We start from the raw sequence: 17,163 nt of genomic DNA, 5'->3' as shown, positions 1-17,163 counted from the left end.
AAAACTATTAATGATCTTCGTGGGCCAAGCTCAAATAAACGATGGTCAACACCATGAATATGAAAGCTTGCAGGGTAATAACCAGAATATGAAATACAGCCCAAGGGAAGCCCAGCAACGGCTGAACGATAGGCGGCAGCAAGGCGATCAGGATAAATACCAGTTCACCGGCATACAAGTTACCGAATAGCCGCAGACCCAGGGAGATGGGTTTAGCCAATTCCTCGACTGTTTTCAGCAGCAGATTGAATGGCATCATTTTCGGACCGAAAGGCGTGCACGTCATTTCCTTGGCAAACCCCATCAATCCTTTAACCTTGATGCTATAAAAGAAGATCAGGAAAAATACGCTGATCGACAATGCAAAGGTACCATTTAAATCAGTACTCGGCACCACACGCATGTATTCCATGCCCATCAAGCTACCTATCATCGGCAATAAATCCACCGGCAACATGTCCATGGCGTTCCACATGAACACCCAGCAGAAGATTGTCAACGATAGCGGCGCGATCAAAGGACTGCGACCGTGGAAACTGTCCTTAACTTGAGTATCGACGAACTCTACCAAGGTTTCCGCAATATTTTGCGCCAAGCCAGGCACCCCGGATGTCGCTCTTTCCGCCACCGTTTTGAAGAACAGAATGAACAATCCGCCTAAAAACGCGGAGAAAAACAAGGTATCCAGATGCAATGTCCAAAATCCCTCACCCACCGACAATGGTGTCAAGTGATGGACTATATAACCTGTTGCGCCACCTTCAGTACTCATTTGTCCTCGCAAAAAAACTAATCACGCCACAAAAACAGCGCAAACCAAAAAACCGACAACACTGCGATGTAACCCACCATCAGCGTTAAGAAATCAACAGAGGGAATCTGTAACACGATAGAAAACAGGGCTACCGTCAAAATTAACTTAACCGTTTCGCCTGCATAAAATGCATTAACGATACCCTGCGCGCCCAAATCCTTGGCAAGATAGATTTTGTAGGCAAAATAAAGATTGGGAAGTAAAGCCACGAATCCTCCAAATAACGGAGATACTGCACTTTTCCAACCGCCTATCAACAAAAATCCCGACGCCACCAATGCAGCCATCAGGACTTGTCCAAAAACTACTTTTCTGACAGTAGAAAAATCATTTCTAGCTGTCATTTACTTCCCCTTTCGTCTTGAGCTGGGCGATTATATCCAGCCAGCACTTCTAAAGCAAGGTAAGCACGTCCGGTAGGAACCAATTGGCATTGCCACCTTGTTGATTTGGCTAGACTATCCCTGCCCAACACTCGATCAACAGCAAGCACAGAGGCTTTATATCGAACTTTCAATCCCAACGCTTACAGCAATACACATGCCATTTCGTAAGCCACTGATTTTCTAAAATATTGCCAAAATAGACAATGTAGCAAACCAGACAAAGCTCCGTATCATGACCGAAATACGACATTTGCTAACACCGAAGCACTCAATTGATTTTTTTTATGATGCCTTCCAGCTCTTCTAAGCTGGTGTAAGTAAAAATCAATTTGCCTTTGCCGCTGCTCTGATGATTGATTTCCACCTTGGCACCCGTTCTTTCGCTCAGGTCTCGCTGTAAACGCAAGGTATCCGGATCGATTTTTTTCACTGCCGCCGGCTTATCTTCGTGCTGTTCACGCACCAGCTTTTCCACCGCTCTGACGGTCAAACCTTGTTTGACGGCCTTGTTGGCAATTTCGACTTGTTTGGCTTCATCCAGACCCAGCAAGGCACGGGCATGCCCCATTTCCAGCAAGCCCTTGCCCAACATGCCTTTCACTTCGCCAGCCAGTTCCAGCAGGCGCAATAAATTGGTGATCGTGGTACGCGACTTGCCGACTGCCGTGGCGATCTGCTGATGGGTGAGCTCGAACTCGTCCTGCAAACGATGCAGTGCCTCGGCTTCTTCCAACGCATTCAAATCCTCGCGCTGAATGTTTTCGATCAAGGCTATCGCCATCACCGAACGATCATCCAAATCCTTGATCAGCACTGGCACATCCTGCAACTCGGCTAATTGCGCCGCCCGCCAACGGCGTTCACCGGCGATGATTTCATATTTCTCGCCGTCTATTTTGCGGACAATGATAGGTTGGATGATGCCTTGCGCAGCAATCGAATCGGACAACTCCTTCAGCTTATCCGGATCCATGTCCTTGCGCGGCTGATACTTGCCGCGCTGTAGAAACTCGATGGGCAAACTTTGCGAGTCTTGAGATTTTTCGGGCACCGGCGCGCTAACGTCGCCCAGCAATTCGCTCAAACCTCGCCCTAAACCGCGTTTTTTTTGCATCATTTTTTTGCCGCTTTTTCTTTTCTGATCATTTCACCCGCCAACGCGATGTATGCCATCGCGCCGCGCGAGGCTTTATCGTAAGCCAACACCGGCACGCCATGGCTAGGCGCCTCAGCCAGACGAATGTTTCTGGGAATGGTAGTTCGGAAAACTTTGTCGCCAAAATATTCGATTAACTGATCGGAAACATCCTTACCCAAGCGACTGCGACTATCCACCATGGTTCGCAATATGCCTTCCAGATACAAACCCGGATTGACGCTATCGCGGATGCTGCGCAAGGTCGACATCAATGAAGACAAGCCTTCCAGCGAATAATATTCACACTGCATCGGTATCAACACGCTGTTGGCAGCCACCATCGCATTCAAGGTCAACATATTCAAAGACGGCGGACAGTCGATCAAGATGTAATCGTACTGATCTTTTATCGTCAGCAAAGCGTCGGCCAGGCGCCGCTCACGATGCTGCGCGCTCATCAACTGCACTTCGGCAGCGGTTAAATCAGCGTTACCGGGAATCAAATCAAAACCCAGCTGCTTATTTTTCACGACAATCTCGGAAACCGGCACTTCTTCCAGCAGTAACTCACAGCTGGAATATTCGATTTCTTCCTTATTCACCCCGCAACCCATAGCCGCATTGCCTTGCGGATCCAGGTCGATTAACAACACCTTGCGCTTAGTTGCCGCCAAAGCCGCCGCCAGATTGACGCTGGTGGTGGTTTTGCCGACTCCGCCTTTTTGGTTGGTAATCGCAATAATCTTAGCCATGCTTGGGGTTCTCCAGTCGAATCAGGCAGCGTTCGGCGTCTATGCCGGGCACCGTCAGCGGAATCACGCTGTATATTGCGGCCAAGTCTATCAGCTCTTGCTCGGGCTGCTGACCTTTCATCGCCAGCAGTGCGCCATCCTCCGCCAGCAAATGCCCGGTGAGTTGCATAATATCCGGCATGCTGGCAAAGGCCCGGCAGAGCACTATCGAAAATAATTCCGCCGGTTGCAGCAGTTCAACGCGGCTATGCACTACCTCGACATTTTTCAGCTTCAACTCCAGCACGGCCTGCTGTACAAAGCGGGTTTTCTTGGAGTTGGAATCGACCAAGGTGAAATGGCAATCTGGCCGGCAAATCGCCAACGGAATGCCCGGCAAACCGGCACCGGTACCTATGTCCGCGACGCGCGAACCGTGAAGATACGGCAGAATCGCCAAGCTATCCAGGATGTGCAGACTGACCATTTCCAGCGGATCGCGCACCGCCGTCAGGTTATAGGCTGTGTTCCATTTCGCTATCAACTTAATAAAGCGCAATAACGCATCGTTACCGTGCTCACCGACATCCAGCCCGAGCGCTTTTAGGCCGAGCTCCAGCTTATCGCGACAAGCATCCATCAAGCGCTTTTCTTTTTCAGGTGCACCAACAACAAGGAAATCGCCGCGGGCGTAATGCCAGGAATCCGCGAAGCTTGACCCAGAGTTTCCGGTCGCTGCTTTTTCAATTTTTCGCTGACTTCGTTAGATAGACCGGACACCAGGCTGTAATCAACATTGTCCGGCAGTTTCAAATGCTCGTAACGCAAGGTACGGTTGATTTCAGTTTGCTGGCGATCAATGTAGCCGGCGTACTTGGCTTGTATCGCTACCTGTTCGGCGACTTGCTCGTCTACTTCGGTTTCGTCGCTGAATCGCAGCAGGCTCTCGACATCCACTTCCGGGCGGCGCAGCATTTCCATCAAACTGGCTTCTTTCAACAGTTTTTTACCCCACAATTCCTCGGCCAAAGCGGCTTCGTCGGATTCGGTTCTGATCCATTTTTTGGCCAGCTTGCCTTGCAGATTAGCAATGGCTTCGCGCTTTTCTTCAAAGCGCTGCCAGCGGGCATCATCGACCAGACCCAGTTCCCGGCCTTGTTCGGTCAAACGTAAATCGGCATTGTCCTCGCGCAATTGCAAACGGTATTCGGCGCGACTGGTGAACATCCGATAAGGCTCGGCGGTGCCGCGCGTAATCAGATCGTCGATCATCACGCCAATGTAAGCCTCGTCGCGGCCGGGACACCAGCTTTCCAAGCCTTTGACTAGACGTGCGGCATTCAAGCCGGCGATCAAGCCTTGCGCCGCAGCTTCTTCGTAACCGGTGGTACCGTTGATTTGACCAGCAAAGAACAAACCATTCATATGCTTGGTTTCCAACGACGTTTTCAAATCGCGCGGATCGAAGAAATCGTATTCGATGGCATATCCTGGACGAACGATTTCCGCATTTTCAAAGCCCAGCATCGTCCGAATAAAGCGATATTGAATATCAAACGGCAAACTGGTAGAAATGCCGTTCGGATAAACTTCGTTGGTGGTCAAACCTTCCGGTTCCACAAAAATTTGATGAGAATCGCGGTCCGCAAAGCGCACGACTTTGTCTTCAATCGACGGACAGTAACGCGGGCCAACACCTTCGATAATGCCGGAATACATAGGCGACCGATCCAAACCGGAACGAATGATGTCGTGGGTTTGTTCGTTGGTTCGGGTGATGTGGCAACAGATTTGCCGCGGATGCTGCTCGCGGCTACCCATGAACGAAAACACAGGCAACGGCGTGTCGCCGTGTTGTTCCTGCAATTTGCTGTAATCTATAGTGCGGCCGTCGATGCGGGCCGGCGTGCCGGTTTTCAAACGACCGATGCGGAAGGGCAGTTCCCGCAAGCGTTCGGCTAACGCAATCGAAGCAGCATCGCCGGCGCGGCCACCGCTGTAATTTTCCAGACCGATATGAATACGGCCAGCCAGGAAGGTACCAGCAGTCAACACCACGGCTCGAGCATTAAACTCCAGACCCATCTGGGTTTTTACACCCACCACGCGTTCGCCTTCCACCAGCAAATCGGAAACGGTTTGCTGGAATAAAGCCAGATTGGGCTGATTTTCCAGTGCAGTGCGCACCGCTTGCTTGTAAAGCATCCGGTCCGCCTGCGCCCGGGTCGCCCGTACCGCCGGGCCTTTGCTGGCATTGAGGATACGGAACTGGATACCGCCTTTATCGATGGCCTGCGCCATAATGCCACCCAGCGCGTCCACTTCCTTGACCAGATGGCCTTTGCCTATCCCGCCTATTGCCGGGTTGCAACTCATCTGCCCTAAGGTCTCAATGTTTTGCGATAACAACAGAGTTTGCGCACCAGAACGAGCAGCAGCCAAGGCTGCCTCAGTGCCGGCGTGACCACCGCCCACTACGATCACATCAAAGTCTTTCTGGAATTTCACAGGCATTCTATGTTCAAATAAAACGTTATTTTAATAGCTTGCGGAGAAAAAAGCATGAGAAAACAAAACCCCAGCAAGGACTTGCAAGCCAAGCCCTGCAAAAACCCGGTGGCGAAATTCGCCCATCAGTTCAACAAAGCGCAGATTTTCGCCGACAAAACCCGGTATCGTCGCAAAGCCAAACATGCAGGCCTGGAGCCTTTCGTAATCGTTGCCTACTCAGCAATTACGAAAGGCTCCAGGCCAGTCGCCATCGCTTCTGTCAACAAACAGTCGCGAGCACTTGCCGCTTAATGCCGCAGATTGAGGATTTCCACAGCAGTGAAAGCAAGCATAGAAGATAAAGTTCAAACCCGGATTCCCACCAAGCACGGCGAATTCATCCTGCACTACTACAGCAACAGCCTCGATAAAAAAGAACATGTAGCCTTCGTCAAAGGCGAAGTAGCCGGCAAGGAAGACGTGCCGGTACGCATCCATTCAGAGTGTTTTACCGGCGATGTGTTGGGCTCACGGCGCTGCGATTGCGGCGAACAGCTGGATATGGCCCTGGATTTGATCAACACCGCCGGCTGCGGGGTCTTGATTTATCTACGTCAGGAAGGCCGCGGCATCGGCTTGCTGAAAAAACTCCAGGCTTACAATCTGCAAGACCAAGGCCTGGATACCGTCGATGCCAATATCAAACTCGGACACTTGGCCGATGAGCGTCAGTACGACATTGCCGCGCTGATTCTGAACAGCTTGCAAGTGCGCTCCATCGAGTTAATCACTAATAATCCTTTGAAAATCGACGAACTGACCAAGCTGGGGATTAAGGTGAACAACCGCATCGCCATCGAAACCCGCATTCATCAAGACAATCTTGAATATCTGAAAACCAAAGCCGAACGCATGAGCCACATGCTGTCGATGCCTAACAGCAAATAACCCGCATCATGCTTGAACAATTGAAATTGCCGGTCTCGGCCTTGAAGCTGGCGATTGATTTGCCCAGCGCAGCGCCAAGCGAACAACCCAACGCCATCCTCGGCCAAACGCGCGCCCAATCGGCTCTAGCCTTTGGCATTGCAATGAAGGCGCCGGGCTACAACATCTTCGTGATGGGCGATCCCGGTACTGGCCGCTTGTCCATGGTCAGCCATTATTTAAGCACCTATGCCGAACAGCAAGAATCGCCGCTGTCTTATGCTTACGTCGATAACTTCGAGAACCAGCGCGAACCGGTGGCTATCGAACTGCCGTCCGGCGAAGGGCACGCCTTTGCCAAAGACATCGAAAAACTGATCGACGATGTGCTGGCCACCTTTCCGGCCGCCTTCGAAAGCCCTAGTTACCAACAAAAAAAGACGGCGATAGAGCGCCGCTTTAACCAGCGTTACAACGCCGCCATCGATCTGGTAGACGGCAAAGCCCGCGAGATGAGCGTGGCGCTGTACCGCGACAGCGATACCATCACTTTTCTACCCATCCGCAACGACAAGGCACTGGACGAAGACCAATTCACCTTGCTGCCGCAAGCCGAGCGCGATGCTTTTCATCAACATACCGAAGAACTGGAAGAATATCTCGGCGACGCATTGCTGGAACTGCCGCAGTGGCGGCGCACGCTGGTCGAAGAAACACGCCAGCTGGACAACGACACCATCAAGCAAGCCTTGGAGCCGCTGCTGGCCGAGCTGAACACCAAATACCAAAACGTCGACGACGTGATTACTTATCTGGCAGAGATCGAAAAAAGCCTAAGCAACACCATCGGGGAGTTGCTGATGCCCAGCCGCAGCCAGGATAGCCGGGAGATCATCGCCAAGCGCTTGGCGCTAATCGAGCAATATCTGCCCAATATCCTCGTAGATTGCAAACACGACGGCAACGGCGCGCCAGTGATTTACGAACCGCATCCGATCTATCAAAACCTGTTCGGCCGCATTGAGTACATCAGTGACCAAGGCACCTTGGTGACCAGTTACCGGCGCATTTGCCCCGGCTCCTTACATCGCGCCAACGGTGGTTATCTGATTCTGGATGCTGAAAAAGTGCTGACTTATCCCTTCGTTTGGGAAGGCTTGAAACGGGCCCTGCAAGCCGGCCGCATCGAAATCGAGTCACCGTATTCAGAGCTTGGCATCAATACCATCACGCTGAAACCCGGCGTGATTCCGCTCAATGTCAAAGTTATACTGGTTGGCTCGCGCGATATTTATTACCTCTTAGAAGAACTGGATAGCGAGTTCAACGAGATGTTCCGGGTGTTGGCCGACTTTGATGATCACATCAAACGCAGCCCGGACAATGTCGGCCAATTTGTGACATTGCTAAAACGCCACGCCACCGACTCCGGCGCCAAAGCCTTGACCGATGCGGCTTTGCTACGCTTGATCGAGTACAGTTGCCGGCTGGCGGAAAACCAGCAGCGCCTGTCCGCACACGTGAATAGCTGCCTGGAAATCATCGCCGAAGCCAATTTACTGGCAAGCCAAACCCAGGCCGTCAACATTGATAAAACCGAAATCGAATTGGCGCTGGCCGCCCGCGAGCAACGCAATGGCCGCATCGCCGAAGCCATTCTGGAAGAAATGCTGGAAGGGACCATCCTGATCGACACCGACGGCGAAGCCATCGGCAAGGTCAACGGCTTAACAGTGATGGACATTGGCGGCAGCAGCTTCGGCGCGCCGGCGCGGATCACCGCCACCGTGCATCCCGGCTCCAGAGGCATTGTCGACATCGAACGCGAAGTGGAACTGGGCCAACCCATCCATTCCAAAGGCGTGATGATTTTGAGCGGCTATCTGGGCCACTGTTACGCTCAGCAATTTCCGTTGGCCATCTCCGCCAGCATTGCGATGGAACAGTCTTACGGCCACATCGACGGCGACAGCGCCTCCTTGGCCGAGTTGTGCTGCCTGATTTCCGCACTGACGCGCACGCCGATTCAACAAGGCTTCGCGATGACCGGCTCGATCAATCAATACGGCGAAGTGCAAGCCATCGGCGGCGTCAACGAAAAAATCGAAGGCTTTTTTGAGTTGTGCGCGGCGCGCGGTTTGACGGGTAGACAAGCGGTGATCATCCCGGCATCGAACAAACGCAATCTGATGCTGAAACAACAAGTGGTGGATGCGGTCGAGCAAGGCTTGTTTGCGATTTACACGGTATCCAATGTCGACGAAGCCCTGAGCCTGCTAACCGGTCAGAACGCTGGAACGATCAACGCCGAAAGCCAATATCCGGAAGGCAGCGTTAACTTCAGAGCGGTGGCGCGCTTGAAGGAAATTTCGGATATGTCGGCGGACGAGGATAAAGAAACCGAGACCGGATAGATCGCATTGATTTTGTTGAGCATCATTTGCACACACTGTACGCGACTCTTATGGGCGCGCCTACAACCGCACGGCTTACTTGGAAGAGCGCCGTAAAATCAAGCAAACCTGGGCCGACTATCTGGACGGCTTAAAGGCCCGGCCTAAGTGATACCGTTCAGGAAACAAGGATAAGGCTTAACGCATTGCCTGCCGTGCTGCTTGCGCCAAGAACCCGGAACGCGTAGCGCCGTGAGCTTTGGCATATTCGTCGATTCGGGTCAGCAATAGTTTTGGCAAGGTAATATTGACCTTATCGGCTGGGCCTAAATACCGCTCTACCGGCACTTCAACGATAGACCATACCCAACCGGCAAATTCTGGGTCTGCTTGGTGTTCCGCTAGCGTTTTGCCGGGTGGAATCATTGCACCATCTTCGATAACTGTTTCGCACCATAGATCAATGGCTTCTTTTGCGTTTTCGAATGCCTCGTCCAGGGTGTCGCCTGCCGAAAAGCAACCCGGCAAATCGGGCACCACTACGCCAAAAGCATGATCCTCATCACCTGGCTCTACCGCAACAAAAAATCTCATACCTTCAACCCCGCTTGTTTTAACAGCTTGCTTAGGAAGCGCTGATTAAATCGTCATTCCCGCGTAGGCGGGGATCCATGCTTTATCCAATGCCGCAGCAAAGGCATCGTAGATTACGGGGATTTTATGCGCGTATTGCAGGATGTGGAGAATTTTCCGTTTTCAAGGTAACAACAGATTTTGAAAAGGCCGGGTATTTTTCCAGCGGTAGGTATGAAAATCGCGCTGGTCGGTGCTGAAAATCCTGCCGTGCCCCAGGTCTTCGGCCAGCAGCACCAGCGAAGCGTCGGCTAAATCCATCGGCAAGTCGGCATATTGCCTCATCAACTCCACGATGCGGGCTTTGTGTCGTTCTTGTATTTCAAACACGTCAAACGCGCCCAACAGGTACATTTGCATGAAACGCAATTGAGCGGCCACGCCTTGCCGTTTTAACAACAGATGGCAAACCTCCGTCATCACCGGAAACGACGTTATCAATTTTTCATCCAAAGCTATGGCGGAGGCATCGGCTTTCGCATGGTGCTTGTCGTTTTTATCAGCCAAGGCAATCCAAAACCCGGAATCGGCGATGATCAAGTTTTATCGCTCCAATCCAGAATATCCTTGTAGTTTTCCGACAAATTGCCGTCGCCGGCCATGCTGCCGATAAAGCCGGTTTGCTGCATGATTTGATAGGCTTTTTGTCCGTCGCTGAGCGGCGAAGGGACTTGCCGTTGATATATCTCATCAATGGCCAGGGAAATCAGCTCCGACGTGTTTTTTCGTAAGCTTTTTTCCAGTTCATGAAGTTTTTCGAGATGTTGGTTATCCAGTTCGGCGGTGATTTGCATACATGCCTCTCTATTGGTTTTCAATTAGTGCAATTTCATTGTTATTAAGATCGTAAAGCTTGTAAATCAATGCATTGATGGTGTGCTCAAGCCCTTCAATGTCAGATTGTAACTTTTCGAGCTGCTTATCTAAATCGAGAATTTGTTGGCGCAAGCTGGCATTTTCAGTTTGTTTTAGGTTAAGCAACCATTTCAGTACGTCAGTTGCCGTGACGCTGGGTGTGATACGGTTTTTGCGTATTACCTGCCTCCATTGCGCCGCGATCCAAACGGCATCTTGTTCATCGGCAAACACGCTGAAAACGTTGATACCATCGGCCTGCAATATCACTTCGCCATCATCTACATAGACGTTCAGCCTGACATTGGGGCTGAGCCGTAGCGCCAGTTTTTGTAATTTTCTCTCCAGGGCCGCTTGCGCGGTCTGTTTTGCCCATGCGGTCAGCGCCGCGCTCTTCAAGCCGGCATCCTGAGCTTCTGAGCTGCTTTTAAGTTGGGTAACTTCGGGTAGATCGGGCCATAGCCAACGCGGGGATTGCTTAGTGCGGTCGTCCAGCATTTGGTTGTGTCCAAGCCGTTTGTCGAGCTTTTGTAGACTATCGCGGTATTGGCTGTGGGCGGTTTGTAATTTTTCGGCCAGCTCGGCGACTTGTTTTTTCTGTTCCAGCGTCGCATTCGGGATCGGCAAAGGGGCGATGAATTGTTTATTGGCCGAATAGTAATCATGTTGAAACGGCTTTGAAATGCGTCGCCAGACATAATTGGCAACAGGTGCGTTTAGTATTCCTGCGATATAAAACAGTTCTGCAGGTTGAGATACCAGTACACCTCCGACATCCACGTTATCCATCCAATATTCGCCGTTGAAATCAACTGCGCAGAACAGCTTGATTACCAATCTCGGTATTAGTAACTTCTTGGTATTTTGTTTGTCAATATTTTGATTGCGTCCAAATTGATACCAAGTATCGGTGTCGAATTTTCCACCTTCTCGTTTGCGCAGAGCGTATTCATGTTGTTTCAGGTATGACCACCCTTTAGGGAAAAGCGCTGCCATCTCAGCTTGTGTGTAAAGCCGTGGCTTGGTTTCGTCTAATTTGTACGGAAATAACAGATAGGTTTCGGTATTGGGTGTTTGATAACGCTTGGCTTCCTGACCAGAAACCAGCGGGCGCATCAAATTATCTTCAATTGCGACTTCGACAGGATTGGGCTTGTCAGCATGGGAGATGTATCGCCCAGCACTGAGTTTGGTTAAGTGGTAAATATTGTCGGCGCTGGTGATCAAGCCCTGAAAAATGGCCGTTGTTAAGCTTTCGTCATCAAGGCGCTTGCAGTTATTTCCAAGTTTTTCAATCAACTTACGTTCTACAATCGGCATAAATTGCCAAGCACCCGTAGTGGACAATTCCGCATAGGGTTGAGCTTCGATATTCGCCCATTCCAGCGCCGAAAGATCGCTATTGCCATGGGGTGCAAAGTGCAATTTGATGCCATCAACAGCTTGGCCGGTAAAGAATTGCAGGGCAGTATAGGTGATTGCTTCCTCGAAAATCTGGTAACTCTTGAAATCCACCCAGCGTTCCAATTGCTGCGTATCGTGAAGTTTCTTGCGCAAGCCTTCGCCGTATTCGTTGACTGTCCAGACATTTGGCGCAATAAAGCCCATGCGGCCTTGGGGGTTCAACAGCCCGATACTGTATTCGATGAACGGCAGGTAAATATCATAGTTGCCGGTTTGAGTACTGAGGAATTTAGGTGGTTGATCGATTTTTTCGACACCCGGCGGTGCTTGTCGTGCTTTGACCCAATAGTCGGTGGTTTCGGATTGCAGTTGTCGCATGTTCTGCAATTTAATGTAGGGCGGGTTACCGATGATGACGTCAAAGCCGCCGGCGGCAAACACCGATTCAAACGCCTTTGAGTAGGTAAACGGGTTGATGCGTTGGCGTTGTTCGTCAGTCAAGGGGCCGATCACCGTTTCGATGTCCCAATCGACCAAACTATTACCGCAAAGAATATTGTTGTCCAACGAAGACAACGGCTCTCCCGGCAACGCAGTATGCAGCCAAAGAGCCAATTTGGTGATTTCGACCGATTCCGGGTTGATGTCCACACCAAACAGGTTATGAGTCAATATGTTGCTGTAGGCTTTGGCTAGGTCAAAAAGTTGGGTTTGCCGATGGGCATAACTGATACGCCGGCGTTCGGACGCAATCCATTCGTATTCCTGTAACAGACGTTTCAAGGCTTGAATCAGGAATGCACCGCTTCCGCAAGCAGGGTCGAGAACCTTGATTTTGGATAAGCTTTGCTCATAGCTGCCCAGCCAAGCGAAATAACGCATGCTTTGAGTATTTGGCTTTAGTTTGCCGGTAGTTATGCCGTGGTCTGCATCAATTTGCGCGGCGTCAAGTTGGCTAAAGTTAGCCTGTCCCAGTTCGGCGCGAATTTCCCTCAGCCGCAAGCCTAACGTTTCCTCAACGATATAGGCAGTCACCCATTCGGGCGTGTAGTACACGCCGTCGGTTTTACGTTTGCTGAGCTTCATCAACGAGGCTGTGCCCGCGGCTTCGGCCTCCATGATTTCCAGGTCGGTAATCGATTGTTCAAAAATGCGGCCCAGCGCATACAGGCCAACTGCACGCTCGCCGCTATCTTCGATGCCAAAGTTGTAGTTGGCGGAAAAATACAGCAGATTGTTATACCGACTTTGTAGCGCCGCCGCATCGCTGCCTTGGTTGACTGCGCAAAAAACCTTGTTGGGAACCGTCAGCTTTTCCAGGGCATCATCTTCCGCAAACAAGCCACCATTGAAACGGTTGATGGTGTGCGGTTTGAACAATCCACCTTCTCGCATGACTCGAAATATACGCTTGATTTTCCCGTCCCAAAGTTCGACGTCTTCCGGGTCAAAGTGTTGATCTTGGCTCTCTTTGCTGAGTATGTCCCGCAACAAATTAACCGGGAAGTCGAGCCGCTGGCCCATGTCTTCGCAAAACAGGATGAATAAAAACCGGTCGAGTAATTTCTGACTGAGACGTACCAGTTGGCGCTGATTGGTTTGGTAATTCGGGTTATGGGCCAACAAGGTTTTGAACAGCGTGGTCCGGAAATCACGGTATTCAAAATAAAAACCTTTTTCCAGTTTGCTTTCCCGCACTCGTTGAGCGGCAAGCAGGCTTTGCAAGGGTGATTCGCCACCCTGGTTCATCAACCCGTCATGATGAAATACACGGCTAAACAAAAAACGTTGCTGGCGGGCGCTCTCGGTTTGTCCGATCATCTCTGCAATATCAAAGCGTTCGCATTGTTGAGGCATACGAGATTTCCAATACAAACGGAATTCCTTCATGTCGGTGACAATGCCCCAGGTGGGTTGGATTTTTTCGTTACCGTAAGGTGTGAACTGCTCGCTGGCATATTTCAGGTAATCAGCGCATTGCTTGACCGGGGAGCGGTCATTACCTTTTCGATTTTGGGGCTTGTCCAACCCGGAACGAACGTCTTTAAACTCACATAACACTTGCGGCGTGTTGGGAAGCTCAGAATTTCCGAACCAACCGAGCGCCAAATCCGCCTTGCCTTGGCCGCCATTTTGTCCCGCTTTGTTAATGGGAAATTGTTGCTCCAGGGTATAGCCCATAGTTTTGGACTGCATGCCAGAGCGTTTGTAATCCCACAAATCAACAAAAAACGTCTCGATAAATCCGCCTTCTGAGACAGTTTCTTTTTGAAAATCTTTTTCTAACCAATGTTTAAGTTTTTCAATCAGCCTTTCATCTTTACCGTTTGCACAATATTCGGAGTAATCGTTCGTCCAGACTGAGAGAAGAAAAGTATTAGAAAATAGCGGCAGCGGTTTAAATGAACTCTCCCGTGCGGTTGATTTGTTTACAGTCATGTTGTTATTGTTTTGGGTAAGGAGGGTAAATCAGCCGCTCTAATTGCGGTGCAGTTCCGACCAACGCCGCGCGCCGCGTGCGCGTAGCAAATGATCGGGCCATTTGACCGCTATGTGATCGAGCCACGCCAGCCTAGTGTCTGCGTTAGTTGGGGTCGATTTTGTTGGGTTATTTGGGTAAATTTAGTTGATGTTCCAGTTTCGTAGACGTAGCCGCCAAATCATCCCGCCATGCTAAGTTGATAAGGGTTTTAAAGACTTCTTCTTGTTTGTTCATAGGCAAAAATTCCATTTCATGGCCGACCGGCTGCATTGACCCTAGCAGGGTTTCTAGCAACGTCCAACGTGCTCCGGCATGATGTAGTTTAACCGGCATCCCGAAAACCCAACAAGTGTGACCACCTGGTATTTCTTTCACTAAAAAAACAAACAAGCTATTTATGCCGTTCGATGCAAAGGGCCGAATAAAACGAGCCAGGAAAGGGGTTGTTGGTCCTACAATGATGGAATACTCTGCGAGATCTGGGAAGATTTGAAACTGGCTGGTAATCATCGCAATCTTAGGCCATAAACCGAGTCAGGGTGAAAAATGCAGTATCATTTACAGTAACACCATAATAATTAAAATAAAAAACTAGCTGTATCAATGGTTAACATCATCACATCGGACTAAGATAAGGAAACCGAGACGGGCTAAACCCGCCGTGGCGGCTGGGCTCTCGCCAGCGCGGGAGCGGCGGCCAGATTGATAAGTAAGATCATGCGTTAGCGCTTTAATCTCAAGAGCATCAAAAGGCATGATTTGCAAGCTGCTTCAGTTGAATGCCTCGCGCGCCTAAACCATTGCAAAACAATTCCTGACTATTAAGGAATGATCATGAAATAACCTATATAAGTGTTCGGCGTAGGTGCGGATTTATCCGCACAGTGCGAATGAATTCGCACCTACCGTTGCCGAACTTGTTTCTCACGTATACCTACGCTGCTTCAGCTAAACCAAAAGAGTCCGTCGTGCCTGCGGGGAAGCAGGCATCCAGAGCCATGGATGGCAAGCTTCGAGCTATCCCTGCAATCTGGATTTCGGCATTCCCTGCCGAAATGACGATTTTGAGGGTGCGTGAGGAATTCAGCTGAAGCAGCTTGCTAATCAGGAAACAATTTGCGACTGCTCTGCCCCGCCAAATCAGGGTTTGTCCGCCAAACCCTACATTCAACGATAATCCGCAAAATCGGTACAGTTGCGTATTGAACCGAACACAGATAGCATCACTTAGGCTGATATTCTCAGCTAATCAATCGAACCGCTGCCTTTAGGAGAATTGGCGTTGAAATTTTCTGACCATGACTTTAAAGCCAGGGTATTGATCGTCGATGACATGAAACTTATGCGGGAAATACTCCGCAAATTCTTGGAGTCAGACGGTTACCTGGTTCAATCCGCCAGCAACGGTTTAGATGCCTGGCAATTACTCAACGGCAGCGAACAACCCTTCGATATCGTCGTGACTGATCGGGATATGCCGCAGATGGATGGCATGGAATTGTTGGCCAAAATCAAAGGCGATCCGCGGTTCGCCGAGCTGCCAGTGATTTTTCAGACCGGAATTTCGTCACGGGACGCCATTGTGGAAGGCATCAATGCCGGGGTTTATCATTATCTGACCAAACCGTACGACGAAAAAGTTCTACTCGCTTTTGTGGCGTCAGCTATTGATGACAGCCGTCGCCACAAAGCGCTGAAAACCCGGATTACCAATAAGCGAGTAGCGCTAAGCTTGCTGCGCAAAGCGGAATTTGGCTTCCGGACCTTAAATGAAATCAAAGGTTTGACCACGCTGCTTGCCGACTTGTCATGCAACCCGGAAAAAGTCGCCACCGGACTTTCCGAGTTGCTGCTAAATTCTGTCGAACACGGTAATCTCGGCATCAGCTATCAAGAAAAAACCGAATTGGTTAGCCAGGGTCGTTGGCGTGAAGAAATCGAACGCCGGCTCAATCAGCCTGAATATGAAGATAAATTCGTGGTGGTTAAAATTGTCAGAGAAGCAACCCGCACCACCTTTACGATTAAAGATCAGGGTCAGGGCTTCGATCCTTCGAATTTCCTGACCTTCTCGCCGGAGCGCGCAACCGACCTGCACGGCCGGGGCATTGCTTTGTCCCGGATGTTGAGTTTCGACTCACTTGATTATCTTGGAAACGGCAATCAAGTCGTAGCCACGGTGAACAGCCCGAGCAATTGATCGCGCTATATTTACCATCAAAGGCATCAAGCCAGGCGCGACCGCTTAGAGATGCTTCTCCAATAATTCCAAAGACAAACCGACCACTTTAGGTTGCCACAATGCCGGATTTACCGGAAACGCCTTAATAGTCCCGGTGCGCTGGTAGCCGCGCCGTTCGTAAAAAGCCATTAGCTCAGTCCGACAAGGGATCACCGCCATCACGAAGTGTTTAACCAACCAAGCTTGCTTGGCCTCCGCTTCGGCCGCCGCCAACAAACGCTTGCCAATTCCCAGACCTTGCATAGCCGGCGCCACCGCCAACATGCCGATTTGCACCTGCTGATCAATTTTTTGTAAATGCACTGAGCCCAGTAAACCAGCCTGCCGCCGACACAGCAGAATCATCGATTCTTCACGGCTGATTAAGTCCAGAATATCCGTAGCATCGGTACGCCGGCCGTCCAGCAAATCGGCTTCGGTGGTCCAGCCCTGCCGGCTGGATTCGCCGCGATACGCCGAATTGATCAGCGCCGCCAGTTGCTCCGCATCTACCGGCTCGGCTCTGGAAAATGTCAGTTCCAACATGATTAACCTCAAAAAACTCGCTCATTCGGCAAAGCACCTTACGTGCAAATAAATCTTGCCGGAGCAGAAAAAATCCCGGCCTTGCTGCTAAGGTTTAGTGGCAAAACCTGCATCCATCTTAACCTTCCAAGCCAGGAGCCCCA

General features: G+C 50.6%; 16 protein-coding genes. 4 read left to right on the top strand and 12 right to left on the bottom strand.

The window, feature by feature from the left end:
- Positions 1 to 7: 7 nt before the first annotated feature.
- The 6 genes from atpB to mnmG all read right to left on the bottom strand — a co-directional run bounded on the left by atpB (position 8) and on the right by mnmG (position 5,577).
- The gene (atpB, locus tag G006_RS0115450; RefSeq protein WP_026147085.1) at positions 8 to 772 is read right to left on the bottom strand and encodes a F0F1 ATP synthase subunit A; all 765 of its coding nucleotides are present in this window, start codon (positions 770 to 772) and stop codon (positions 8 to 10) included.
- Between the two features lie 17 nt (positions 773 to 789).
- Complete coding sequence (locus G006_RS0115445; protein WP_026147084.1) at positions 790 to 1,158, bottom strand: ATP synthase subunit I; 369 nt, start codon at positions 1,156 to 1,158, stop codon at positions 790 to 792.
- Between the two features lie 310 nt (positions 1,159 to 1,468).
- Complete coding sequence (locus tag G006_RS0115440; RefSeq protein ID WP_020484114.1) at positions 1,469 to 2,317, bottom strand: ParB/RepB/Spo0J family partition protein; 849 nt, start codon at positions 2,315 to 2,317, stop codon at positions 1,469 to 1,471.
- The gene (locus tag G006_RS0115435; RefSeq protein ID WP_020484113.1) at positions 2,314 to 3,090 is read right to left on the bottom strand and encodes a ParA family protein; all 777 of its coding nucleotides are present in this window, start codon (positions 3,088 to 3,090) and stop codon (positions 2,314 to 2,316) included. Before G006_RS0115435 ends, G006_RS0115440 begins: the two co-directional genes overlap by 4 nt.
- Positions 3,083 to 3,709, bottom strand: coding sequence for a 16S rRNA (guanine(527)-N(7))-methyltransferase RsmG (gene rsmG / locus G006_RS0115430; protein ID WP_020484112.1), 627 nt, complete (start codon positions 3,707 to 3,709; stop codon positions 3,083 to 3,085). The genes G006_RS0115435 and rsmG overlap by 8 nt, the downstream gene beginning before the upstream one ends.
- Positions 3,709 to 5,577 carry a tRNA uridine-5-carboxymethylaminomethyl(34) synthesis enzyme MnmG gene (gene mnmG / locus G006_RS0115425; RefSeq protein WP_026147083.1) on the bottom strand — a complete coding sequence of 623 codons (1,869 nt, stop codon included), beginning with the start codon at positions 5,575 to 5,577 and terminating at the stop codon, positions 3,709 to 3,711. The genes rsmG and mnmG overlap by 1 nt, the downstream gene beginning before the upstream one ends.
- Positions 5,578 to 5,631: 54 nt before the next feature.
- Between mnmG and G006_RS0115420 the strand changes: the two genes are divergently transcribed.
- Genes G006_RS0115420 through G006_RS0115410 form a run of 3 tightly spaced genes read left to right on the top strand, consistent with a single transcriptional unit; the run spans position 5,632 to position 8,900 of the window.
- On the top strand, positions 5,632 to 5,871 hold the full coding sequence (locus G006_RS0115420) for a DUF7230 family protein (protein ID WP_020484110.1): 240 nt from the start codon (positions 5,632 to 5,634) through the stop codon (positions 5,869 to 5,871).
- Between the two features lie 27 nt (positions 5,872 to 5,898).
- Complete coding sequence (gene ribA / locus G006_RS25655) at positions 5,899 to 6,507, top strand: GTP cyclohydrolase II (protein ID WP_020484109.1); 609 nt, start codon at positions 5,899 to 5,901, stop codon at positions 6,505 to 6,507.
- 8 nt (positions 6,508 to 6,515) lie between these two features.
- Complete coding sequence (locus G006_RS0115410; protein ID WP_020484108.1) at positions 6,516 to 8,900, top strand: Lon protease family protein; 2,385 nt, start codon at positions 6,516 to 6,518, stop codon at positions 8,898 to 8,900.
- A 177-nt stretch (positions 8,901 to 9,077) separates the two neighbouring features.
- Here G006_RS0115410 and G006_RS0115405 read toward each other — a convergent pair whose 3' ends face one another.
- The 5 genes from G006_RS0115405 to G006_RS28395 all read right to left on the bottom strand — a co-directional run bounded on the left by G006_RS0115405 (position 9,078) and on the right by G006_RS28395 (position 14,763).
- On the bottom strand, positions 9,078 to 9,473 hold the full coding sequence (locus tag G006_RS0115405) for a type II toxin-antitoxin system HicB family antitoxin (protein ID WP_020484107.1): 396 nt from the start codon (positions 9,471 to 9,473) through the stop codon (positions 9,078 to 9,080).
- 162 nt (positions 9,474 to 9,635) lie between these two features.
- Positions 9,636 to 10,052: a type II toxin-antitoxin system VapC family toxin gene (locus tag G006_RS0115400; protein ID WP_020484106.1), complete on the bottom strand. Its 417-nt coding sequence runs from the start codon at positions 10,050 to 10,052 to the stop codon at positions 9,636 to 9,638.
- Positions 10,049 to 10,306, bottom strand: a complete 258-nt coding sequence (locus tag G006_RS0115395) for a hypothetical protein (RefSeq protein WP_020484105.1) — start codon at positions 10,304 to 10,306, stop codon at positions 10,049 to 10,051. The genes G006_RS0115400 and G006_RS0115395 overlap by 4 nt, the downstream gene beginning before the upstream one ends.
- Before the next feature lie 10 nt (positions 10,307 to 10,316).
- Complete coding sequence (locus G006_RS0115390; RefSeq protein WP_160167677.1) at positions 10,317 to 13,967, bottom strand: Eco57I restriction-modification methylase domain-containing protein; 3,651 nt, start codon at positions 13,965 to 13,967, stop codon at positions 10,317 to 10,319.
- A 412-nt stretch (positions 13,968 to 14,379) separates the two neighbouring features.
- On the bottom strand, positions 14,380 to 14,763 hold the full coding sequence (locus tag G006_RS28395; RefSeq protein WP_152428874.1) for a hypothetical protein: 384 nt from the start codon (positions 14,761 to 14,763) through the stop codon (positions 14,380 to 14,382).
- A gap of 772 nt (positions 14,764 to 15,535) precedes the next feature.
- Between G006_RS28395 and G006_RS0115375 the strand changes: the two genes are divergently transcribed.
- Positions 15,536 to 16,453 carry a response regulator gene (locus G006_RS0115375; RefSeq protein ID WP_020484101.1) on the top strand — a complete coding sequence of 306 codons (918 nt, stop codon included), beginning with the start codon at positions 15,536 to 15,538 and terminating at the stop codon, positions 16,451 to 16,453.
- Between the two features lie 45 nt (positions 16,454 to 16,498).
- Here the strand turns inward: G006_RS0115375 and G006_RS0115370 are convergent, their stop codons facing one another.
- A complete protein-coding gene (locus tag G006_RS0115370; RefSeq protein ID WP_020484100.1) occupies positions 16,499 to 17,020 on the bottom strand; it encodes a GNAT family N-acetyltransferase in 522 nt (173 codons plus the stop codon).
- Positions 17,021 to 17,163: the final 143 nt, after the last annotated feature.

It is taken from the genome of Methylomonas sp. MK1 (genome assembly GCF_000365425.1).
GTDB lineage: Bacteria > Pseudomonadota > Gammaproteobacteria > Methylococcales > Methylomonadaceae > Methylomonas.
Note: the sequence above shows the minus strand (reverse complement) of the source record. Positions and strands in the feature narration are given on the sequence as shown.